General features: G+C 71.2%; 19 protein-coding genes. 3 read left to right on the top strand and 16 right to left on the bottom strand.

Annotation, left to right across the window (positions count from 1 at the left end; genetic code table 11):
• Window positions 1-385: 385 nt before the first annotated feature.
• From OP79_RS19535 to mftA, 8 genes are all read right to left on the bottom strand, one after another.
• Window positions 386-3,274, bottom strand: a complete 2,889-nt coding sequence (locus OP79_RS19535) for a glycoside hydrolase family 2 TIM barrel-domain containing protein (protein WP_051744752.1) — start codon at window positions 3,272-3,274, stop codon at window positions 386-388.
• A complete protein-coding gene (locus OP79_RS55305) occupies window positions 3,274-3,447 on the bottom strand; it encodes a hypothetical protein (protein ID WP_157857332.1) in 174 nt (57 codons plus the stop codon). Before OP79_RS55305 ends, OP79_RS19535 begins: the two co-directional genes overlap by 1 nt.
• 270 nt (window positions 3,448-3,717) lie before the next feature.
• On the bottom strand, window positions 3,718-5,247 hold the full coding sequence (mftF, locus tag OP79_RS19530; RefSeq protein ID WP_051744751.1) for a mycofactocin biosynthesis glycosyltransferase MftF: 1,530 nt from the start codon (window positions 5,245-5,247) through the stop codon (window positions 3,718-3,720).
• Entirely contained in the window at window positions 5,244-5,945 is a 702-nt protein-coding gene (mftE, locus tag OP79_RS19525; RefSeq protein ID WP_245685384.1) for a mycofactocin biosynthesis peptidyl-dipeptidase MftE, read from the bottom strand. Before mftE ends, mftF begins: the two co-directional genes overlap by 4 nt.
• A 1-nt stretch (window position 5,946) precedes the next feature.
• The gene (gene mftD / locus OP79_RS19520; protein ID WP_245685383.1) at window positions 5,947-7,158 is read right to left on the bottom strand and encodes a pre-mycofactocin synthase MftD; all 1,212 of its coding nucleotides are present in this window, start codon (window positions 7,156-7,158) and stop codon (window positions 5,947-5,949) included.
• Window positions 7,159-7,180: 22 nt separating this feature from the next.
• Complete coding sequence (gene mftC, locus OP79_RS19515; protein WP_033321537.1) at window positions 7,181-8,383, bottom strand: mycofactocin radical SAM maturase; 1,203 nt, start codon at window positions 8,381-8,383, stop codon at window positions 7,181-7,183.
• A complete protein-coding gene (gene mftB / locus OP79_RS19510; RefSeq protein ID WP_051744750.1) occupies window positions 8,380-8,709 on the bottom strand; it encodes a mycofactocin biosynthesis chaperone MftB in 330 nt (109 codons plus the stop codon). Before mftB ends, mftC begins: the two co-directional genes overlap by 4 nt.
• A complete protein-coding gene (gene mftA / locus OP79_RS51040) occupies window positions 8,709-8,858 on the bottom strand; it encodes a mycofactocin precursor MftA (protein ID WP_063741950.1) in 150 nt (49 codons plus the stop codon). Before mftA ends, mftB begins: the two co-directional genes overlap by 1 nt.
• Window positions 8,859-8,946: 88 nt before the next feature.
• Here mftA and mftG point away from each other — a divergent pair, with 88 nt between their 5' ends.
• Complete coding sequence (gene mftG, locus OP79_RS19505; RefSeq protein WP_033321536.1) at window positions 8,947-10,476, top strand: mycofactocin dehydrogenase MftG; 1,530 nt, start codon at window positions 8,947-8,949, stop codon at window positions 10,474-10,476.
• A gap of 60 nt (window positions 10,477-10,536) precedes the next feature.
• On the opposite strand, the gene OP79_RS19500 is transcribed toward mftG, so the two are convergent.
• The 6 genes from OP79_RS19500 to OP79_RS19475 all read right to left on the bottom strand — a co-directional run bounded on the left by OP79_RS19500 (window position 10,537) and on the right by OP79_RS19475 (window position 16,477).
• Window positions 10,537-11,304: a carboxymuconolactone decarboxylase family protein gene (locus OP79_RS19500; protein WP_033321535.1), complete on the bottom strand. Its 768-nt coding sequence runs from the start codon at window positions 11,302-11,304 to the stop codon at window positions 10,537-10,539.
• 18 nt (window positions 11,305-11,322) lie between these two features.
• Window positions 11,323-12,882 carry an aldehyde dehydrogenase family protein gene (locus tag OP79_RS19495; protein WP_245685382.1) on the bottom strand — a complete coding sequence of 520 codons (1,560 nt, stop codon included), beginning with the start codon at window positions 12,880-12,882 and terminating at the stop codon, window positions 11,323-11,325.
• The gene (locus tag OP79_RS19490) at window positions 12,879-13,724 is read right to left on the bottom strand and encodes an NAD(P)-dependent oxidoreductase (protein WP_245685381.1); all 846 of its coding nucleotides are present in this window, start codon (window positions 13,722-13,724) and stop codon (window positions 12,879-12,881) included. Before OP79_RS19490 ends, OP79_RS19495 begins: the two co-directional genes overlap by 4 nt.
• Before the next feature lie 46 nt (window positions 13,725-13,770).
• Window positions 13,771-14,547, bottom strand: coding sequence for an SDR family oxidoreductase (locus OP79_RS19485; protein WP_033321534.1), 777 nt, complete (start codon window positions 14,545-14,547; stop codon window positions 13,771-13,773).
• Window positions 14,544-15,338 (bottom strand): SDR family oxidoreductase, encoded by a 795-nt coding sequence (locus tag OP79_RS19480; protein WP_033321533.1) that lies wholly within the window; start codon window positions 15,336-15,338, stop codon window positions 14,544-14,546. The genes OP79_RS19485 and OP79_RS19480 overlap by 4 nt, the downstream gene beginning before the upstream one ends.
• Window positions 15,339-15,508: 170 nt before the next feature.
• Window positions 15,509-16,477 (bottom strand): enoyl-CoA hydratase/isomerase family protein, encoded by a 969-nt coding sequence (locus OP79_RS19475; RefSeq protein ID WP_033321532.1) that lies wholly within the window; start codon window positions 16,475-16,477, stop codon window positions 15,509-15,511.
• 81 nt (window positions 16,478-16,558) lie between these two features.
• Here OP79_RS19475 and OP79_RS19470 point away from each other — a divergent pair, with 81 nt between their 5' ends.
• A complete protein-coding gene (locus OP79_RS19470; protein ID WP_106972430.1) occupies window positions 16,559-17,638 on the top strand; it encodes a CoA transferase in 1,080 nt (359 codons plus the stop codon).
• Between the two features lie 13 nt (window positions 17,639-17,651).
• Window positions 17,652-18,908: an amidohydrolase family protein gene (locus OP79_RS19465; RefSeq protein ID WP_033321531.1), complete on the top strand. Its 1,257-nt coding sequence runs from the start codon at window positions 17,652-17,654 to the stop codon at window positions 18,906-18,908.
• Here OP79_RS19465 and OP79_RS19460 read toward each other — a convergent pair.
• Both OP79_RS19460 and OP79_RS19455 read right to left on the bottom strand, forming a co-directional pair.
• On the bottom strand, window positions 18,896-19,672 hold the full coding sequence (locus OP79_RS19460) for an SDR family NAD(P)-dependent oxidoreductase (RefSeq protein ID WP_051744749.1): 777 nt from the start codon (window positions 19,670-19,672) through the stop codon (window positions 18,896-18,898). The genes OP79_RS19465 and OP79_RS19460 overlap by 13 nt on opposite strands.
• 11 nt (window positions 19,673-19,683) lie before the next feature.
• Window positions 19,684-20,832 carry an acyl-CoA dehydrogenase family protein gene (locus OP79_RS19455; RefSeq protein WP_033321530.1) on the bottom strand — a complete coding sequence of 383 codons (1,149 nt, stop codon included), beginning with the start codon at window positions 20,830-20,832 and terminating at the stop codon, window positions 19,684-19,686.
• Window position 20,833: the final 1 nt, after the last annotated feature.

The following is a 20,833-nucleotide window of genomic DNA, read 5'->3' as shown; positions in this document are numbered from 1 at the left end:
CGGAGGTAGGGACCCGCGTCGATCACGGTGTCCAGTTGGTCGGCGGGCGGCAGGTCGGTGCCGTTGATCCGTACGGAGAAGACGTCGTTGACCTCTCCCAGGTCGATCCAGGCGCTGCCGCCCCGCCAGCGGTGGGGTAGCGAAGTCGCGGTCTCTGCCGCATCGGCGGCGTGACGAACGCCGAGCCCGGACCGGCGTGTTCGCCGGGCTCTCGCGACCGGGCCGCTGCGGAGCCGGCTGAAGAGAGGGCGCCCACCACGAGGGTTGCGCCCACGCCTCCGAGAACGGACCGTCGGCTGATGGCGTGCCCGGCCGCGGCGCGCGTCAGGCGGCTTCTGTGATCCATGACATTGCCCTTGTCTGTGCGATGGATTGAAACGATTCATTAGGGCGGCGTCGAGAGCGTGAGCCTCCATTCCCAGGCGTACTCGGTGGCAGTGAGACGGAACTCCGGGCGGGTGTCGGGGCCCAGGCAGGCCATGCCGACTCCGCGGTGGGCGGCGTCCAGGTGGACCACCGTCTCCCGGCTCGGCGGCAGCTCCCACCAGTGGGCGGCTGCTTCGAGTCGCGCCACGGTGTGACGGCCGACCGTCATGTGCATCGGCGCATGCGCTGTGCGCACCGTGCCCGCCGGTCCCCTCACCTCCAGCCGGGTGACCTCGCCACGCCCCCCGTTCTCCGAGGGCCTGATGTACGGCACGGCCAGCTCGTCGACGGGGCTCTCCCAGGTGCCGAGCAGGGCGGAGGCCCGACGGTCCGGATAGTTCTCCCAGGGCCCGAGCCCGGTCCATCGCGCGTGCTCGAAGCCCTCGACGAGGATGAACTCCATACCCACCCGCAGCCCGTCCTCCGTCCCCTCGGGAAGGACGACCCGCTCGGACAGCACCCAGTCGGCCTCGCCGACCTGACGGATCGTCCGCCGGTGCACGATCTCGTCCCCCCACGCGGTCCGGTAGCCGCCCTCGACCGGCACAAGTTCGAAGAACCCGGAGCGCTCGAACCGGTTGTCCAGGGCGAAGGCACGGTCGTTGTCGGTGAGGGCCCGCCACAGGCAGAGCCGCGGAGGGGTCCGCAGCAGCGGGTGGCTGATCTCCTCGGTCCGGGCTGTGCCGTGCGGGAGTACCACCGGCCGGCGCGGGAAAGTCACCTGATGGACGGCGATCTCCGTGCCCGCGGGGGCCCAGCGACTGTCCTTGCGGGTGCGTACGGTCACCGTCAGCGCCAGCGCGTCGTCGAGCTGCTTGACGAGGTCGTCGGGGATCGGGATACGGGCCTCGCCCCGTGGTGCGACCGCGGGTGTCGGTACCGTTCGGGAGGCGGTCCGTCCCGCCTCCGTTTCCACCCGTAGTTCCAGTTCGTAGCCGCTCAGGTCGGCGAAGAACTGCCGGTTGCGGATCGTCAGCCGGCGGCCGTCCGAGTCGTCCGACGCGACACTCACCGGACTGAACAGGCCACGCGCCTCATAAAAGGCCGGCTTGGGGGTGAGGTCGGAGAAGACCAGACCGTTCAGCAGGACGGGACCGTCGTTGGGGTGATCCTCGAAGTCGCCGCCGTAACGGTAACGGCCGTCACCGTCCGGATCGAGCGCGTGGTCCTTGAACTGCCAGATGAACCCGCCCTGCAAGCCCGGCAGTGTCTCGAACAGCTCCCAGTAGTCGGCCAGGCCACCGGTGGAGTTGCCCTGCGAATAGGCGTACTCGCACAGGATCACCGGCCGGTCGCCGTCAAAGGCCCGGAGCGCGTCGAGGTGGGGGTACATCGGGCAGACGATGTCGCTCGCGCCATGTCCGCCATGCCAGTCGACGGCGATGGCGCCCTCGTACTGCACAGGACGGGTCGGGTCGAAACGTCGTACCCATGCCGCGGCGGCGTCGTGGTTGGCCCCGTACCCGGTCTCGTTGCCCAGCGACCAGATGACGACGCTCGGGTGATTGCGGTCGCGCAGCACCATCCGGGAGACCCGCTCCAGGAATTCGGGCAGGTAACGCGGATCGTGCGGGACGGTGGACGTGAACGCGTGCGCCTCGATGTCGGCCTCGTCCACGACGTAGAAGCCGAGTTCGTCGGCCAGGTCGAGGAGGTAGGGGTCGTTGGGGTAGTGCGAGGTGCGGATGGCGTTGACGTTGAACCGCTTGAGCAACGACAGCTCGGCCAGCATGAGTTCCCGGGAGACCACCCGGCCGGTGCGCGCGTCGACGTCGTGGCGGTTGACCCCCTGGATGAGCACCCGCTCGCCGTTCACCAGCAGGTCACGGCCCTCGATCCGTACGCGGCGGAAGCCGATCTCCATGCTGGTGCGGTCGACCACGCTGCTGTCCGGCGCCACCAGTTCGACGTCGAGCCCCTCCAGATGGGGGATCTCCGCCGACCAGGGCCGGACCGCCAGGTCGCTGAGCGCGAAGGTCGCCGTGCCGGGCCGGGGCCGCACGGTCGGGTGGGAGTGGCTGACCATCATCTCCGCCGCCTGGCGCATCGGCCCGTCCAACGGCGCGCCGGACGCCTTGAGGCTGACCAGGCCCGAGAAGTCGAAATCGGTGGGCAGCACCGGCTCGGGCCGGAGCGAGCGGGCGTCGGCGGGTCGGGGCATGGTCGCCGCCGCCAGTCGCGGATTCACCGGTGCCGTGTACGTCTGCCCGAGTACTCCGATCCTGACCGTCCAGCCCGACTCCGGCAGATGATCCAGCCCTTCGGTGAGAACCTCCACATCGAGGGCACCCATCGCGGTCTGCGGGTCGTAGTCGGCGACCACCCGCACATCGGCCAGCCGGGTGTCCGGCACCGTGTACACATGGACCGGACGGCTCAGCCCGGACTGCCACCAGTGATCCTGGTCCTCCAGATAGCTGGCGGCCGACCACTTGTGCACGGTGAGCTGGATCGTGTTCGGACCCGCCTGTACCGCGTCGGTGATGTCGAACTCGGCGGCCAGGTGGGAGTCGGTGCTGGTGCCCAGGTCGCGGTCGTTGACGGTCACGTGGAGCAGGCCCTCGGCCGCTCCGACGTGCAGGATCGTCCGCCGCCCGGGTTGCGGCGAGAGATCGACCAGGCGCCGGTAGACACCGACCGGATTGTCCTGGGGCACCCGCGGTGGCACGTCGGGGAACGGCATCGGCACGTTGGTGTAGTGCGGCCGGTCATCGTCCTCGCGCATCGTCCACAGGTCCGGCACCTGCACCGTCTTCCAGGTGCCGTGCGGCAGAAGCCGGAACTGCCACTCGCCGGTCAGATCGATTTCAGGGGTACGGCGAAGTCCGTGCATGGGCAGCCTGGCCATCACTGCGCCTGCCCGCGGGCGGCCTCGGCCACGCCGAACTGCCGGATGGTGGACATGGTCGTGGAGCCGTCACCGAGGTAGGTGATGCCCTTCTTGGTCGCCCAGTCGCTGCCGGTGGCGGTCAGGGCCCGCGAGTGCGGTCGTGGCCGGGAGTGCGGGTGTCGAATGCGCATGGGCGTATTCCTTCGTCCGGGACCGGGAGAGCCGAGACCTTCGTCAGTGCGTCGGTGCCATACGTGAAGCCGTGAACGTAGCTGCGAGTGGGGGCACTTCGGCGTCTACGGGTCCGCCGAAGCCGTGGCAGAGTCAACTATTACCACGTGGTCGGTTTTCGTTGGAAGGTAGGCCGCGGGAGTGAGCGCGGGAAGACTGCCGTTCGGCTTCGTGATCAGAGTGTTACCTGATGAAGCGTCAGTTCACTGTGCGGCAACGACGGTTGTATGTCACGTGTCCTGACGGCTCCTGGGAACGCGTTCATGCGGCGCGGTGCCCGCAGACCGTTGCCTGAAGGGCAGGCGCACCTCAGGGGTCAGCACGGCGAGTGAACGGTGGCGCAAGGCCGAGGCGGTCACTCCGGTGCCGTACGCCAGGTCGTCGAGGCACCGGAGGGTCGTCCAAGGGAGGAGGCTCAGTGCCGGCCCGCGCGTGACCCACTCCGCGGCGACAGGCAGGAGCATGGCCGCCGTGGCCGCGCGAGCGACGCGCGTGCGGGGCGCGGCACCGAGACACAGCAGCCCCAGCGGCCACCACTCACGGCGCAGCGCGAGCCCCATGGTTGCCGCATCGGCCACCAAACCCTGTGCCACCACCGACACACTCAGTCCCGTAGCGCCCGGCGTCCCCGAAAGGCGGCGTCGCAACAGCCCCGCGGACACCAGCGCGCTCACGGCCCCCGCACGCGGACGGCCCTGGGCGACGCACGCCAGGGTCAGCAGGTTCCAGACGGAGGGGCGGGCAGGAGCGAGCCGGCCAGGGTGGCGCTCGGCCAAAGCGGCGGCCGACGTGCCGTACTCGTGCCTGCGGCGTGCCGCGTCACGCCAGGCGAGCCGGGGCGTGTGGGCGACGCGCGCCCGCGGCTGGTAGCGCACGTGCAGGCCGCGGTCGTGCAGCCGCCACACGAAGTCGACGTCCTCGCCGAGCCGCAGGTCCTCGTCGAACACGACCTCGCGCAGTACGTCCCTTCGTACGACGAGTGTGGCCGTCGGTACGAAGCCGACTCGCGCGCCGGGACGCACGAGGTCCTGGTCCTGTCCCAGGTCGAGGGTGGAGCGCGCGGCCTCGTAGCGCGCGAGCAGACCCGTCGGGGGCGAGGGGACGTCCGGCACGATCCGCGGAGCGACCGCCGCCACCTTCGGGTCGTCGAAGGACGGGACGAGGACGTCCAGCCAGCCGTCGTCGGGGCGGCAGTCCGAGTCGACGAACGCGACCAACGGGGTGTCGACCAGCGCGAGCCCGGTGTTGCGGGCGGCCGCCGGGCCGCGATTCACCTCATGGCGGACAAGGCGCGCTCCGTGCGTCTCGGCGGCCACGCGCACGGGGCCGGGGTCGGGCGATCCGTCGTCCACGACCACCACCGGCAGTCCCCGCAACGAGCCCAGACAGCGGTGCAGTTCGGTCGGCCGCCCGAAAACGGGGACCACCACCGTCACCGGGTGCGGGCCGGGGCGGGGCGCGGGCACCGGGTGGGCGAGCCCTCGGTCGACGAGTTGCCGGGCCAGGGCTCGGCCCACGGTCGTGTCGGGGGCAAGGCCGGTGCGTCCGGCTCGGCGCAGGGCTGCGAGGTACGGGAGCGCGGCCTCTTTGAACCGGGCGACTCCCCACGGGGCGCCGCCCGTTGCCACACGATGGCCCGCCCTGAACGACGTGGAGCGGGCGAGCGCGACCCGCAGCCCAGGAGGTGTCAGCGAGCTCGTGGCCGGCGCACCGGCCTGCCCTGCCGGTCGCGCGGCCGGGCGGGACGTGTGCCGATTCATCGCGACAGCCTTCCTTGATCGTCGGCACGCCAGGCAGCCAGCCGCGAGGCCACGTCCGCAGCCAACTCCCGCAGTATCCGTCGCCCTTGGTCAGCACATGCGCCGGTCGGGTCGCCGAGGACACCGGTCGGCGAGACGGCTCGGACGCCGGCCGCCCGCAGCTGCGGCATGAGGGCCGCGAGAGGCCGCCGGTCCCCGGGGGCCGCGCGCCGCATGAGCACGTGTTCCGGCGCGAGGTGCAGCAGCACAGACGTCTCCGTGAAGCCGGCGTGGGCGTCGCCACCAGGGACCTCGCACCCGACCCAGCCCACGTCGTGCCCCTGGTGGCGCAGCTCGACGACGGCCGCCCGCAGTGTTTCGGCGTTGCCGCCGTGGCCGTTCACAAAGGCGACCCGGTCGGCCCACGGTGCGAGGGAACGGACCGTCTCGACGAGTACGTGCCGCAGGGCCTCATGGCCGATGGACACGGTGCCCGGGAAGTCCGCGTGTTCCCCGCTCGCCCCGTACGGGATCGCCGGTGCCACCAGCACCCTGCCGGGCAGGAGGCCGGCCGCGCGCCGAGCCACGGCCCGCGCGATCACGGTGTCCGTGGACAAAGGCAGGTGCGGGCCGTGCTGTTCGGTCGAGCCGAGGGGCACGAGAACCAGGGCGTCGTCCGGGATGTCCGGCCAGGACATGTCCGCGAGCCGGTCGGTCACCTCAGCGTCCCGAGCCGGAGCCGCCGCCGAGGGCCACGGCGAACCCGGGCGGCACGTGCAGGTCGTCCGGGCACAGTTCGTGGACCGAGGCGCGGCCGAGGCCCAGGACCGCGGAGTCCAGGCCGCCGCGCAGGATGTCGAGGACGTTCTCCACGCCGGCCTGCCCGTTCGCTGCCAGCCCCCACAGATAGGCGCGGCCGATGAGCACGGCTCGCGCGCCCAGGGCGAGCGCCTTGGCGACATCGCCGCCCCGCCGCACTCCACCGTCGAGCAGGACCTCGATCTCGCTGCCCACCGCCTCGGCGATCGCCGGCAGCAGGCGGATGGTCGCGGGCGTGGTGTCCAGGTTGTTGCCGCCGTGGTTGGACACCGATATCGCGCTCACGCCCGCGTCGACCGCCCGCCGCGCGTCGTCGACCCGGCACACACCCTTCAGCAGGAACGGCCCGCCCCACTCCTCCCGCAGCCACTTGACGTCGTCCCATGTCGGAGGCGGCGTACCCATCCATTCGCTGTACGCACCGAAGAACGTCGGCGCCCGGCCGCCGGGTGGCTGCAGGTTCGGCACGGTCAGGTCCGGTACGCGTCCGGTGCGCGCGAACCGCCACAACCAGCCCGGGTGGGGCAGGACTTGGGGTGCCATGCGCAGGGCCGTCCGCAGGTCGATCCGCTCCGGGATCGTCGGACTGCCCCAGTCGCGCCCCTGCGAGAACGACCAGTCCAACGTGGCGACGAGCGCCTTGGCGCCGGCCCGGCGCGCCCGCTCCATCCGCTGCAGCATCACGTCGCGTTCGCCGCTCCAGTAGACCTGGAAGAACACGTTCGGGTTGGCGGCGCAGACCTCCTCCACCGGCTTGCTCGAGAACGAACTGAGCCCCATGATCACGCCACGGTTGGCCGCGGCACGGGCGACGGCCACCTCACCGTCGGGATCGACCGCCTGGACCCCGGTGGGGGAGACGACCACGGGAATCGACGTCTCGACTCCCATGACGGTCGTGGCCAGTTCGCGCGCGCCGTGGTGTCCGGCTACCCGCGGGGCGAACCCGAGCTCGCCGAAGGCAGCCGTGTTGTCGTCGACCGTCCGGCCACGCTCGGCCCCGGCCACCAGGGCGCCGTACACGTTGCCCGGCAGCCGCCGCCTCGCCCGCCTGCGGGCTTCGGCGACCGTCTCGAACCACGGGTTTCTGCGCAGGGGGTTGATGGGGCTCAACTCGGTTGCCTCCTCGGGTACTTCAAGGACGGAATCCGGACAGTGGGCTCTCGTCGCAGGCCGACACGGGTGGCGCGGGCGGCCGACGGGTCAGAGGGACGAGGACGGGCCGAGAATGGTCCACACTCGGCCTCGGCCGGTCCGTGCCGTCGGCGGCCCGCCGAGCCAGCAGCTCTTCACCGAAGCCGCGCACACACTCGGGGTCCGGCCCGTCGAGCGGCAGACCCGTGAAGAACTTGGCGGCCATGCAGCCGCCCTTGCAACTGTCGTAGAAGCCGCATGACCTGCAGGCACCCCCGGTCTGCGGCGCCCGCAACCGTTGGAAGAGAGGAGACGAGCGCCAGACTCCGGCGAAGCCGCCCGCATCCCGTACGTTCCCGGCGAGGAACTCGTCGTGGATCGCGAACGGACACGCGTACACGTCACCGACCGGATCGATCAGGCACACCACCCGGCCGGCCCCGCACAGATTGAGCCCGGGCAGGGCACGTCCGTACGCCGACAGGTGGAAGAACGAGTCCCCGGTCAGCACGGAGTCGCCGTGGTCGAGCAGCCATGCGTACAACTCTCGCTGCTGGCCGGCGGTGGGACGCAGCTCGTCCCAGACGTCGGCGCCGCGTCCGGACGGCCGCAGCCGGGTCAGTCGCAGCTGCGCCCCGAAGCGGTCCGCGAGGGCCTTGAAGTCGTCGATCTGGGGGATGTTGTGGCGGGTGCACACGACGGAGAGCTTGACGCCCCGCATGCCGGCTTCGGCGAGGTGGGTGAGGGCGCGCAGAGCGGTCGCGTACGAACCGGGCCCTCGCAGCGCGTCATTGACCTCGGGCGTCGCGCCGTCCAGCGACACCTGGACATCGACGTAGTCGTTGGCCGCGACCCGCCGGGCGGTGTCCGGCGTGATCCGCACCCCGTTGGTGGAGAACTTCACGCCGACCCGATGCGCGGTGGCGTAGTCGAGCAGTTCCCAGAAGTCGGGGCGGACCGTCGGTTCCCCGCCGCCGATGTTGACGTAGAAGACCTGCATGGCCTCCAGCTCGTCGATGACGGCTTTGGCTTCCGCGGTGGTCAGTTCGCGTGGGTCACGCCGCCCCGAACTGGACAGGCAGTGGGCGCACGCCAGATTGCAGGCATAGGTCAGTTCCCAGGTGAGGCAGATGGGTGCGTCGAGGCCGGCCTCGAACAGTTCGGTCAGGCGCGGCTGTCGAGCGTCGGCGGGGGCGGTGGTCATGCGAGTCCCGAGCCCTTCAGGTCGTGGCGGCCGGACTGCGCGCGCTCGACGAGCATGGCGGACTCCGCCAGGGACGCCAACGCCGCCCCGAACCGGGGCAGTTCGGCATCAGGTATGCGGCAATCCGCGCATGCGGCGCGCGCCGACGGCGCCTCGGGCAGGCGGCGGACGATCTCGACCAGGCGAGGGTCCTTGAGGAAGGTCAGCCGACGGGTGCCGAAGTGGTAGAGGAGCGCGCCGAACGGCTCGGGCCGCAGGGAGACCTGAGGGTGCAGGGCCCATGCCCGGTCGAGGTCGGCGCGGGGGCCGGGGCTGTCCGTGGGCATCAGTACACGCCGCACATGCCGTCGATGGAGATGTCCTCGATCAGGGAGTCCGTGAGGGGCTCGTGGTCGTCCGGGGCGCTCGGTCCGGCGTACTCGGCCTCGGTCTCGACCGCCGTACCGGCCGCTGTCGATTCATGCGTATCCGACATTGAGGCTCCTGTATGACATGGTTGAATCTAATATTCTCTGTTGAAGAGAATAGTATTTCCACGACGCGAGGAAGGGAACCCTGAACCGGTGTCGATCCCCGATGTGCTGGTGGTGGGCGGGGGCGGCAGTGGCGCGGTGGTGGCCTCCCGGCTCAGCGAGGACACGGACTGCGAGGTACTGCTTCTGGAGGCGGGGCCGGTGCCGGATCACGGGTTCCCGGACGCGTCACTGGACGCGCGCCTGGTCCCGGGCGCGCAACCCGGCCACCCGGACGTACGGCCTGTGCCTGTGCACCTCACCCCGGAGCACCCCTACACCGCTCCCAGGGGCCGTGTCCTGGGCGGTTCGACCACTGTCAACGGCTGCTACTTCATCCGGGCCCGCCGGGCAGACTTCGCGCGGTGGGCGGGGCAGGCGGGCGACGCGCGATGGTCGTACGAGCGGGTCCTGCCGTTCCTGCGGGCGATGGAGGCCGACTTCGACCATCCGGACGGGCCGGCACACGGGACCGCGGGCCCTGTGCCGGTACGGCGCGCTGCCTTGGACCATCCGGCCGCGGCCGCGTTCGCCGCTGCGGCAGGTGAGTTGGGGCACCCGGCGGAAGTCGACAAGAACGCGCAGGACCAGCCGGGTTTCGGCGCCGTGCCGACGAACACGCGTGCAGGCCGCCGTGTCAACACCGCACTTGCCTACCTGCCTGGAGCCGCCGCCCGACCGAACCTCACCGTGCGGGGCGAGCACACGGTGCGCTCGATCGTCATCGAGTGCGGCCGGGCGACAGGGGTGGTCGCCGAGCACGCGGGGCGACCTGTCGTCTTCCTGGCCGGCGAGGTCGTGGTGTGTGCGGGAGCGCTGGTCACGCCCCATCTGCTGAATCTGTCGGGGATCGGTCCGGCGTGGCGGCTCGCCGACCTCGGGATCCATGTCGTGGCGGACCTGCCCTCCGTGGGCGCCGCGATCAGCGATCACCCTCAGTTGGCCGTGACGTGGCAGCCGCGACACTCCCTGCCCACCCCCGAGAGCACATGGCTCGGCGGAGTGCTTCATCTGGCGTCCTCCTCGGGAGGGCAGAGCGCCGGGGACCTCGAAGTCCTCCAGTCGCTCCTGCCGTTGACCGCGCTGACCGGCGGAACCGTGTCGGCAGGGTGGGCGGCGTCGGCGTTCCTGGTGTCCGTGCTGACACCTCGTCGCAGCGGTGGGTTGCGGACCGTGTCGGCCGACCCGGAGGTTCCCCCGCACGTCGACTACGGCTATCTCGCCACCCCGGACGACAGGGGCAGGCTGCGCGAGGCCGTCCGGGCGGCATGGCGGGTACTGAGCACGGCCGCGTTCGGTGAGGTGTGCGCGGGGCCGGCCGAACCGTTCGACCGGGGCGTGATCGACGACGACCGCGCACTCGACCAGTGGGTCCGGACGCACCTCGGAACGGCTCAGCACACGTGCGGCACCGTCCCGATGGGGCCGCGGGGCGCGGTCGACGCCCACGGGAGGGTGCACGGAGTCACCGGCCTGCGGGTGGCCGACACCTCCGTCCTTCCGGACGCGCCGCTGCGGGGACCGGCTGCCACCGCCGTCCTCATCGGGGAACTCGCCGCGGAATCCCTGCGCCGACCGTGAGTCCGTCCGTGAGCCCGGTCCGTCCGTGAGACCGGTCCGTTCCGGGCGGCGCACGGTCGGTCAGGCGGGCTTGACCGCCCACGCCGCCTCGACCGCGTCCGCGAGTGCGTCGCCCTTCGCGAAGCCGTAGTAGGCGGCGAACTGCAGCACGATCTCGTCCATCTCCTCCTTGGTGAGGTCACCGGAGTGGAGCGCCGCGCCGACGTGCGTGCGCAGCGGGAGCGGCGAGTCGTCGAGCGCGACGCTGGCGACCGTGATGATCCGGCGCTCGCGGCGCGTGAGGCCGGGCCGCTGCCAGACGTGCCCGAACACGAAGCCCAGGATTCCCGCGTGCCGGTACGGTGAGTTGGCCGGCGGGGCGGGGGTGAGGTTGACGTCGATGAACTCCTCCACGCCACGCTCCAGCCGCTTCTCCATGTCACCCGGGCCGAGCGTGCCGTTGTCCAGCACCGGCCAGGGCGGGGTCTCTTCGCCGCGTTCGCGGTGGATACGGTCCCACTGGCGGCCGACGGCACCTTCGAGGTGCGACGCTTTGGGCCAGCCGCAGTAGACCGCGAAGTGCAGCACGAACTCCAGCATCTCCGCGAGGTCGATGTCCCCGCCGACGAGTGCCGCGTGGACGTGCTCCTCGATCGGGTCGGGCGAGTCGGCGGCGGCCACGCAGGTGAGGGTGACCCAGCGGCGGTCCCGCCTGCTCAGCCCGGGCCGCGACCACACCTGCCCGTACAGGAAGTCGCGTGATGCCCGTCCGAAAGGTGTCTGCGCTGAAGGCAGTTGATCGGTCGTCAGGACCTCGGTCGCAATCCGGTCCGCCTGGCTGTCGTTCATGAGTGCCTCCTGGCGTGCTTACGCGCGGATGAAGACGTTCTTGGTCTGGAGGAACTCGAACAGCCCTTCCTTGCCGCCCTCGCGGCCGTGACCGCTGTGCTTGTAGCCGCCGAAGGGCGCACCCGGCGGCTGCCCGGACGCTCCGTTGACGTGCACGGTGCCCGCCTGCAGTTGGGGAACGACACGCTGCACCCGCGACACGTCACGGGTGTACAGGACGGCGCCCAGGCCGTACGGGGTGGAGTTGGCCAGCGCGACCGCCTCCTCCTCGGTGCCGAACGGGAGAATCGAGAGGACCGGGCCGAACACCTCGTGCCGCGCGACGTCACTGCCGGGATCGACATCGGCGAGGACCGTCGGCTCGACGAAGTACCCGTCGCGAACGTCCGGTGCCAGCGCCGCCGGGTCGACGGCGTGGCCGCCGACGACGAGCCTGCTGTTGTCGGCCGCCTGCTCGATCACCCCGAGAATCCGGTCGCGGGCCGCGGCACCGATCACCGGACCGAGCGCCGTGGTCGGGGCGAAGGGGTCGCCGACCCCCAGCGCCGTGGCGGCCCCGGCGGCCGTCTGCACGACGCGCTCGTACACGTCGCGGTGGACCAGCAGGCGCGTGGTGAGGTTGCAGCCCTGGCCGGAGAGATTGAAGCAGGAGCGGACCGTTGAGGCGACGGCCTCGTCGAGATCGGCGTCGGGGAACACCACACTCGCCGTCTTGCCGCCGAGTTCGAGCAGGACCGGCTTGAGGCTGTGGCGCGCGGAGTCGAGGATCTTCTTCGCGGTCGGGATCCCGCCGGTGAAGGAGATCATGTCCACGTCGGGGTGGCGTACGAGGTGTTCACCGGCCTCGGGCCCGCCGGGCAGGATGTGCAGCACCCCGGGCGGCAGCCCTGCCTCCAGGGCGATCTCCGCGAAGCGCGCCACCGTGAATGGCGCGAGATCGGGAGACTTCACGACGACACAGTTCCCGGCGGCGAGCGCGGGCGCGATCTTCATGCCGACCGACATGATCGGACCGTTCCAGGTCAGGATGATCCCGACGACCCCGTACGGCTCCGGGACGGTGTAGTCGAGGCCCGGGACCATCACCGGGCTCGGCGGAATCGTCGAGCCTTCGATCTTGTCGGCCCAGCCGGCGTAGTACCCGAACCACCCTGCGCACAGGTGGGCGAGCGCCGACGCCATGGTGATGGGGGCGCCGAGTTCCAGGGTCGTGAGACGGCCCAGCTCGGGGACGCGCGCCAGCATCAACTCCTCGACACGCTGGAGGATCCGCCGCCGCTTGTCCGGGGACATGGCCCGCCACTCCGGGTGAGCCGCCTTGGCCGCGGCGACGGCGTCGTCGACCTCCTGCGGCCCGGACAGGAGGACGGAGCCGTTGGTGCGGGCGGTCGCGGGATTGACGTGGTCGACCGCGCCCATGGACGTCTTGTCGAGCCAGGTGCCGTTGACAAGAGGGCCGGTCACGCCGAGATCGCCGGTCGCGCCCGGACTGGAGGAACGGGAGGAAGGAGAGGAGGTTGTGGTCATGTCGGCCGCCTTGTTCTCGTTCTCGTACGGATGGGCGGTGCGCCGGGTCACGATGTCGGTGGAGCGTTCAGCAACGACAAGGTGTGCGCGGCCAGTTGGGCGAGCCTGGCCGGTTCGGTGACCTCGGCGGTGCGGGCGACGTCACGCATGATGTCGACGTCCTTGAGCAACAGGGACCGTGCCTGACGCAGCCCGGCGGTGTCGAAACCGGACGCGGACAGGATCGCCGCCGCCCGGCTGCCGCCACTGCCGTGCCCGAGGACCTGCGCGACCGCCGCGCGGTCCATGCCGAGCCGCTCGGCGAAGGAGAAGGTGTCGAGGGCCAGCCCGACCTGGGCGGTGAACACGAAGTTGTTGAGCAGCTTGGTGAGTTGGCCGCTGCCCAGAGGGCCGAGATGGATCACCGGGTCCGCGAAGGTCTCGAACACCGGACGACAGCGGTCGACATCCGCTTCCTCCCCACCGGCCATCACCAGCAGCCTGCGTTCCGCGGCCGCGCCGCCCCCGCCGCTGACCGGGGCGTCCACTACGGATATGTCGCGCTTGGCGGCCTCGTCGGCGATGCGCCGACAGGTGTCCGGGCGGATCGTGGAGTGGATGACCACCACCCCGCCCGGTGCCATGCCCGCCAGGACGCCGTCGGGTCGCAGCAGTACGTCCTCGACGTCGGCGTCCGCGACGACGCACAGACACACGAGGTCGCTCGCCGCCCCCAACTCGGCCGGCGAGCCGGCCACGACGGCGGCCGTGTCGGCGAAGGCATCGGTGGACGCACGGCGCCGCGCCCACAGCGTCAGGGGATACGACTCCTCGACGATGCGACGGGCCATCGGCCCGCCCTGGCTGCCCAGACCGATGAAGCCGACGCGCGCGCGAGGCATGTCGTCCGTCATGGGTGTGCCCCTCTCTCATTCCGCCTCTCATTCCTCGCAGCCGAGCTCACAGCCGCGTGACCCAGCCGCCGTCGACGCTGATCGTCTGCCCGTTGATCCACTCACCGGCGGAAGACGCCAGCAGGAGCAGCGTGCCGAGCAGGTCCTCCGGGGGCGCGGACTTCTTGCCGGGGATGGCGGAGGCGAGGGCGGCGCGGGCGGGGTGGTCCGCGGGCAGACTCCTGAACCCGGGCTCGTTCTCCACGAGTCCGGGCGCGATGGCATTGACGTTGATGCCCAGCGGGCCGAGCGAACGGGCCAGGCCGACGGTGACGTTGACCAGGGCGAGCTTGCTCACGCCGTAGATGCCGCCCCCCATGAAGGCCCCGGCGGACACCTGGTTGATGATCCGCCCGCCACCGCGCTCGACCATCGACGCCTTTACCGAACCCGCGCAGATGATGGCGCCCAGCACGTTGACCCGCATGACGCGGTCGAACCACTCGGTCGGCAGCTCCAGAAGATCCACCTGGGGTATGTCGGCCATCAACGCGGCATTGTTGACGAGGATGTCGATCCCGCCGAACGCACCGACGGCCTGCTCGGCCATGGCGGCGGCGGAATCGCGGTCGGTGATGTCGACCCGCACGCCGAGGGCGCGCAGACCGTCGGAGGAGAGGGACTTGGCCGCTCGGTCGGCGCCCTCGCCGTCGAGATCGGCCAGGACGACCCGGGCGCCGGCCTCGGCCAGGGCCCGGGCGTAGACCTGGCCGATGGCTCCGGCGCCACCGGTGACGACGGCGACCTTGCCGTCCAGACTCAGGCGGTCGAGTGTGCTGCTCATGGCATGTCCTTGGTCAGTCGGGACAGGTAGTGATCGACGTCCGCTCCGAGTTCGCGCAGCTCAGCGGCGGCTTCCTGTGCGGTGAGGATGAGAAAACGGTCCTCGCTGACGCCGTCGGCGACGAGCTCACCGACCGACTCGGCGTCCACCACCGGGAACGCGGGGCCCTGCGGCGGTGCCGGTTCTCCGTAGAAGGTGATCTGCTCGACGATGTTGGTGGCCACACCGGCCGGGCACAGACACGAGACCCCGATGCCGCGCGGCCGCAGATACAGGGCGAGCGCCTCGGACAGCCCGACGATCGCGTGCTTCGTCGCCGTGTACGGCAGGCGGTCGTACCCGTAGGGCAACAGGCCCGCCGTGGAAGCCGTGTTGACGACGTGTCCCGCGCCCTGTTCCAGCAGCACGGGCAGGAACACCAGGTTGCTGCGGACCACGCTCAACAGGTTCACGTCGATCACGCGTTGCCATGCCTCGAGAGGGATGGCCTCCACGGGGCCGACGGCCAGGATCCCGACGTTGTTCATCACCAGGTCGACGCGGCCGAACCGGTGCAGTGCCAGGTCACGGACGGCCTGGAGGTCGTCGATGACGGTGACGTCGCACGCCGCGGCGACGGCCTCGCCCCCGAGTGCGCCGAGCTCCTCCACGACGGCGTGCGCACGCTCGGCGTCGAGGTCGGTGACCACCACCCGAGCGCCGCGCCGGGCGAAGGCGCGCGCGGCGGCACGCCCGATCCCGCTGCCCGCGCCGGTGACCACCGCGACGGCGTTGTGCAGATCGATACTCATCGAGCGACCGCTCCTTGCACCACGACATCACACTTTGGGAGAGGGGTGTTGCGTATAGAAGAGAATTACATTTCCACCTGGCGGGAATCGAAGCATGTGGCCGGGGTGAAGTCAACGCCTTCATCACGTGCGATGAGTCAGCGTCCCGCGAGGAGTGGCCCGGAGGCGGGTCACGTGTACGCCGCCGATCCTGCGGCAGGGGCGACTTCGTCCACCAATCCCCATGACAAGGCCTGACGTGCCGTCAAAGTCGTCCCTGACAAGGCGAGATACGCGGTCCTGTGGCGCCCGATCCGGCGGGGGATGCTTGCCGTGCCGCCGGCCCCGGGGATCAGGCCCATGCCGATCTCGGGAAGCTGGATCCGGGTGTCGGGCGTGGCGACGACCCGGGCGGCGAACGCCGCGAGCTCGATGCCCGCACCCACACACGCGCCATGCAGATGCGCGGTCACCCGCTCGGCGCAGCGCAGGAGCCGGGCCGCCGGGCTGCGGTCGACGCGCAGCAGGTGAGCGCGGGCGGGATCGTGCGACGTCCCGAACTCGGAGAGGTCGCCGCCGCTGCAGAAGGCGGGCCCGTTGCCCCGCAGGTCGACCCGTGTCACGGACGGGTCCGCGAGGACGACCGACAGGGCCTCGCACAGGGCGTCCCTGGTGGCCGCGTCCACCGCGTTGCGCACCCAGGGGCGGTCGAGCGTGATGGTCAGCCGTTCACCGCACCGGGCCAGGCGCACCGGCTGCGAGGAGGGGCGCGCCGCACTGCGCGGCGTGGTGGCGAGCCAATGCCGGAAAGCCGCGCCGCTCTGCAGGACGGAGTACGCGAGCGATTCGGCGACAAGTCGTTCCTCCGGCCCCAAGTTCCTCCCCATGCGCAGCACTTGGATCAGGGCGACGGCTGCCTCGGTGCGTTCCGCCACCACGCGGGCGAGCCGGTCTGCCGCCGCCGGCGGATCGGCGTGGGTGACCCAGGGGCGTGGTGCGTCCGGCGCGGCGGTGAGAAGGACGTCGTACTCCTCCACCGGGACATCGACGGGTTCGGTGGCGTATCCGATGACGATGGCCGGATTCGTCCCGAAGGCGGCGTCCTTCTGCATAGAAGCGCGGGGACTGTCCAGGTCGACGAGCCTGAGGGGCGCCTGCATGCTGGCTGGTGCTCCCCTCTCCCGCTCATGTCGCCGCGAGTGTAGTTTGGCTGCCGCCAGGGGAGAAGGGTGGATGCGAGAATGGAGAACTACGCTCTTGCCGACGGCCGGGCACCCGCCTGGACGCGGTCTGCGGGCGATCGTCTCCACCCCCTTGTCGCTGTCGCGCGTGACCTCACCGAGCTCACAGGCGTGCCGGTCGACCTTGAGACGGAGCTGTTCCTGCGCGCCCGTCTCGCGGGCCTCGCCGCTCCGGGCCGCACCTCAGCCGGTGGCTCCTGTCACCTGATGCGGGCCGCCGATGGCTGGGTGGCCGTCAACCTGGCCCGCCCTGACGATCACGCCGCACTCCCCGCCCTGCTCAACCTCCTAGGCGGCGGAGGGGAGTTGGAGCGGGACCCCCTGAGACGGCTGAGGAGGGCGGTGGCCGCGCGCCCTGCCGCTGAGGCGGTAGATCATGCCCAACTCCTGGGCGTGGCCGCGGCGTTCCTCGGGTCCGAGACCGGCCGGCGCCCGCCTGTCCTGCGCGAGCATGCCGGGCGCGTGGGAACCCCGAAGCCGTTCAGTGCCGTACGCGTCACGGACTTCTCCGCGCTGTGGGCCGGGCCGCTGTGCGCGCGGTTGCTCGGTCTGGCGGGGGCCGACGTGGTGAAGGTGGAGTGCGCCGGGCGGCCTGATGGCGCGCGACGTGGCACCCCTGCCTTCTACCGGCACCTGCACCACGGCCACCGCAGCGTGGTCCTCGACTTCGCCGACCGCGACGCTCTGTTGGCCACGGTGGCCGACGCCGACGTCGTGATCGAGGCCTCCCGTCCTCGCGCACTGCGCCGCCTCGGGCTGTGCGCGGAACGGTTCCTCGCGGCTCGACCCGGCCGGGTGTGGGTGAGCGTCACGGGATACGGGCGGGACGACGACCGCATCGCCTTCGGCGACGACGCGGCCGTCGCGGGGGGACTCGTGTCGCTCGGCCCGGACGGCGGGGGCCCGACGTTCCTGGGTGACGCGATCGCCGATCCTGTCACCGGTATCTACGCGGCTCAGGCGGCGGCCCGCTCGCTGCGGGAAGGAGGCGGTCACCTCGTGTGCGTGTCCATGGCGGCGTGCGCGGCCGAGTTGGCCGACTCCGCGCCGGGTGACGGTGACAGAGACGGCCGCCCGTGAAGGGTCTTCTCCCGTGCTGATCAGAGACGTCGAAGTCGAGGGCTGTGGCCGGGTCGATGTACGGGTGAGGGACGGGCGCATCGTCGAGCTCGGCAGACACCTCGGTGGTCGCGTCGGAATCCACGGACGGGGCGGCGCCCTGCTGCCGGGGCTGCACGATCACCACGTCCACCTCGCTTCCCTGGCCGCCGAACCGGCTTCGGTGCGCGTCGGTCCGAAGGACGTGACGGGACTCGACCAACTCGCCGAAGCCCTGCGGGCCGGGCCGCCGGGGGAGTGGGTCCGGGCGGTCGGGTACCACGAGAGTGTCGCCGGTGAGCTGGATCGTGCGACGCTCGACCGGTTGGTGGCCGATCGGCCGGTGCGGGTGCAGGACCGCAGTGGTGAGTCGTGGGTGTGGAACGGGGCCGCACTCCGGGCCGCGGGCATGGACGACGCGGGGGACGGGCGGTTCTGGCGGTCGGACGAGTGCCTGCGCGCCTTGGTACCTCCAACGCCATTGGACCTGACGGGAGTTGGCCGTAGGGCAGCTGCTCGCGGTGTCACCGGCTTCACCAACGCGGACCCGCACCCGGCCGACGACCTGCGCGCACTGCTGCTCCGGGACCTGCCGCAACGGATCACCGTGATGAGCCTGGACCGACAGGCGCCCGTGAAGATCCGTCTGGACGATCTCACGTTGCCCCTTCCCGACGAGTTGGCGCAGCGCATCGCGCGGACCCGGCCGCGTCCCGTGGCCGTCCACTGCGTCACCCGCGTCCAGCTCCTCGTGACCCTGCTCGCACTCGACGAGGCAGGAAGCGTGCCCGGCGACCGCATCGAGCACGGCGCCGTGATCCCCGTCGAATCCCTGGCGTGGCTGCGGCGCCTCGGCGTCACCGTGGTCACGCAGCCGCACTTCCCGGTCGAGCGCGCCCTCGCGTACGAAGCCGATGTGCACCCCGACGACCAGCCCCACCTCTACCGCTGCGGAACGCTCATCGCCGCCGGGATCCCCGTCGCCGCCGGTACCGACGCACCGTACGGAACCGCGGATCCGTGGGCGGTGATGCGGACGGCCGTCGGGCGGGCCGGCCCCGAAGCGCTGCCGCCCCGCGCCGCCCTCGGCCTCTTCCTGGGCACGCCCCTGGCACCGGGCGGCCCGCGGCGGACCGTGGCGCCCGGCGCACCGGCCGACCTGTGCCTGCTCCACCTGCCGCTGAGCGCCGCGCTCGACAACCTCACCGCCGATGCCGTACGCGCCACACTCGTGGCCGGTCAGACGCTGTAGCCCCCGTCGACCGCGAGGTGCTGGCCGGTGATGAAACCGGCCCGGTCGGACGCCAGGAAGGCAACGGCCTCGGCGATGTCCTGCGCGCAGCCGAACCGACGGAGCGGGATGTTGCGACGGGTGACGGCGAGCGCGTCCGCGTCCAGTTCCCCGCTGTCGACCAGACGGGCCGCGATCCCGTCCGTGAGCATCCCGGGCCCCACACAGTTGAACCGCACGCCGTACCGCCCCTCCTCGGCGGCCAGCGCTCGTACGACGGCCTCCACCGCACCCTTCGTGCCTGCGGACAGGCCGTCGCGCACCGGGTAACGGCGGGTGGCGGCCGTCGTCACCGCGACGGTGTTCCCACCGCACTCCCGCAGCATGGTGAGCGCCGGATGCACGAGGTTGTAGAAAGCCAGGGCGTCGGTGTGCAGCTGTTCCCGGTAGCGGCCCGGTGCCACCTGACTCAGATGCACCATGGGTACGTGCGGACCGGCCGCGTACACCAGCGTGTGCAGCCCGCCGAACTCGGAGACGGTGTCCCGGACGGCGGCGGAGGCGTCCTCCTCGACCGCCAGGTCGGCGCGCAGAGGACGGATGCGAGCGCCTTCCGTCGTCAATTCGGCCGTGAGGTCTTGGGCCGCGGACTCGTTGGACCGGAACGTGAAGGCCACGGTGCTGCCGCGCCGGGCCAGGGTGCGTACGATCGCCGCGCCGATGCCTCCGGTTCCGCCCGCGACCAGCGCGGCGCCCTTCCGGTCGGCGAAGTCTCTCCCGGACAACGGCAACTCCCTCACAGGCCAAGTGACTTGGCGACGATGACCTTCATGACCTCGCTGGTCCCCGCGTAGATCCGGGTGATGCGCGCGTCGGCGTACAACCGGGCGATCGGGTACTCCCGTATGTAGCCGTAACCGCCGAAGAGTTGAAGGCACCGGTCCACGCAGCGACCCTGCATCTCGGTGCAGAACAGCTTCACCTTCGCCGCGTCCGCGCCCGAGAGCCTCCCCTCGACCTGAGCCTGGACCGCGCGGTCGAGCATCGCCTGCGCGGCCTCGATCTCCGTCGCGACCGCGGCCAGTTCGAACTTGGTGTTCTGGAACGACGCCACCGAGCTGCCGAACACCTTGCGGTCCCTGACGTACGCGAGGGTCGTCTCGAGTGCCGCCCGGGTCTGCGCGACCGATCCGACGGCGACGGTCATCCGCTCCTGCGGGAGATTGCGGCCGAGGTAGGAGAACGCCTCGCCCTCCTCGCCGAGCCGGTTGGCCACCGGCACCCGCACGTCGTCGAAGGCGAGCTCGACGGTGTCCTGGACCCTGATGCCGATCTTGTCCAGCTCGCGGCCCCGGCTGAAACCGGGCATGCCGTCCTCGACGACAAGCAACGTCAGGCCCGCCCTGCGGTTGTCCGGATCGGACGCGGTACGGGCCACGACGATCACCAGGTCGGCCAGGAGCCCGCCGGTGATGAACGTCTTGGCGCCGTTCAGGACGTAGTGGTCGCCGTTCCGCACAGCCGTCGTCCGGATACCGGCCAGGTCGGACCCCGTGCCGGGCTCGGTCATGGCGATGGCGGTCAGGAGCTTGCCGGCGGCGAGGCCGGGGAACCAGCGTGCGCGCTGCTCCTTGTTCGCGTACGTCAAGAAGTACGGCAGGATGACGTCGAGTTGGGTGCGGACCGTGCCGAGGGTGACCAGAGCGCGGGCGGCCTCCTCCTGCAGGATCACGTTGTACCGGTAGTCGTCGACGCCCGCGCCCCCGTACTCCTCCGGGAGCGCGAGGCCCATGACACCCAGCTCCCCGAGCTGCTCGAAGACGCCTCGGGGCAGCCGCCCGGCCCGCTCCCACTCCTCGTAGTGCGGGACGACCTCACGCGAGACGAAGTCGCGTACGAGGTGGCGGAAGGACTCGTGGTCGGCGGTGAAGAGGTCGCGGCGCACT

Origin of the sequence: Streptomyces yerevanensis (assembly GCF_000716805.1) — a bacterium.
Classification (GTDB): domain Bacteria; phylum Actinomycetota; class Actinomycetes; order Streptomycetales; family Streptomycetaceae; genus Streptomyces; species Streptomyces flaveus.
This window is presented reverse-complemented; position numbering and strand designations above follow the sequence as displayed.

Coding starts and splice junctions, on each gene's coding strand:
- OP79_RS19475 (WP_033321532.1), bottom strand. CDS start 16,477: ATGCAGGCGCCCCTCAGGCTCGTCGACCTGGACAGTCCCCGCGCTTCT.
- mftB (WP_051744750.1), bottom strand. CDS start 8,709: ATGCCCACGGACAGCCCCGGCCCCCGCGCCGACCTCGACCGGGCATGG.
- OP79_RS19490 (WP_245685381.1), bottom strand. CDS start 13,724: ATGACGGACGACATGCCTCGCGCGCGCGTCGGCTTCATCGGTCTGGGC.
- OP79_RS19480 (WP_033321533.1), bottom strand. CDS start 15,338: ATGAGTATCGATCTGCACAACGCCGTCGCGGTGGTCACCGGCGCGGGC.
- OP79_RS55305 (WP_157857332.1), bottom strand. CDS start 3,447: ATGCGCATTCGACACCCGCACTCCCGGCCACGACCGCACTCGCGGGCC.
- OP79_RS19485 (WP_033321534.1), bottom strand. CDS start 14,547: ATGAGCAGCACACTCGACCGCCTGAGTCTGGACGGCAAGGTCGCCGTC.
- OP79_RS19470 (WP_106972430.1), top strand. CDS start 16,559: ATGGAGAACTACGCTCTTGCCGACGGCCGGGCACCCGCCTGGACGCGG.
- mftC (WP_033321537.1), bottom strand. CDS start 8,383: ATGACCACCGCCCCCGCCGACGCTCGACAGCCGCGCCTGACCGAACTG.
- mftA (WP_063741950.1), bottom strand. CDS start 8,858: ATGTCGGATACGCATGAATCGACAGCGGCCGGTACGGCGGTCGAGACC.
- mftF (WP_051744751.1), bottom strand. CDS start 5,247: ATGAATCGGCACACGTCCCGCCCGGCCGCGCGACCGGCAGGGCAGGCC.
- OP79_RS19535 (WP_051744752.1), bottom strand. CDS start 3,274: ATGGCCAGGCTGCCCATGCACGGACTTCGCCGTACCCCTGAAATCGAT.
- OP79_RS19500 (WP_033321535.1), bottom strand. CDS start 11,304: ATGAACGACAGCCAGGCGGACCGGATTGCGACCGAGGTCCTGACGACC.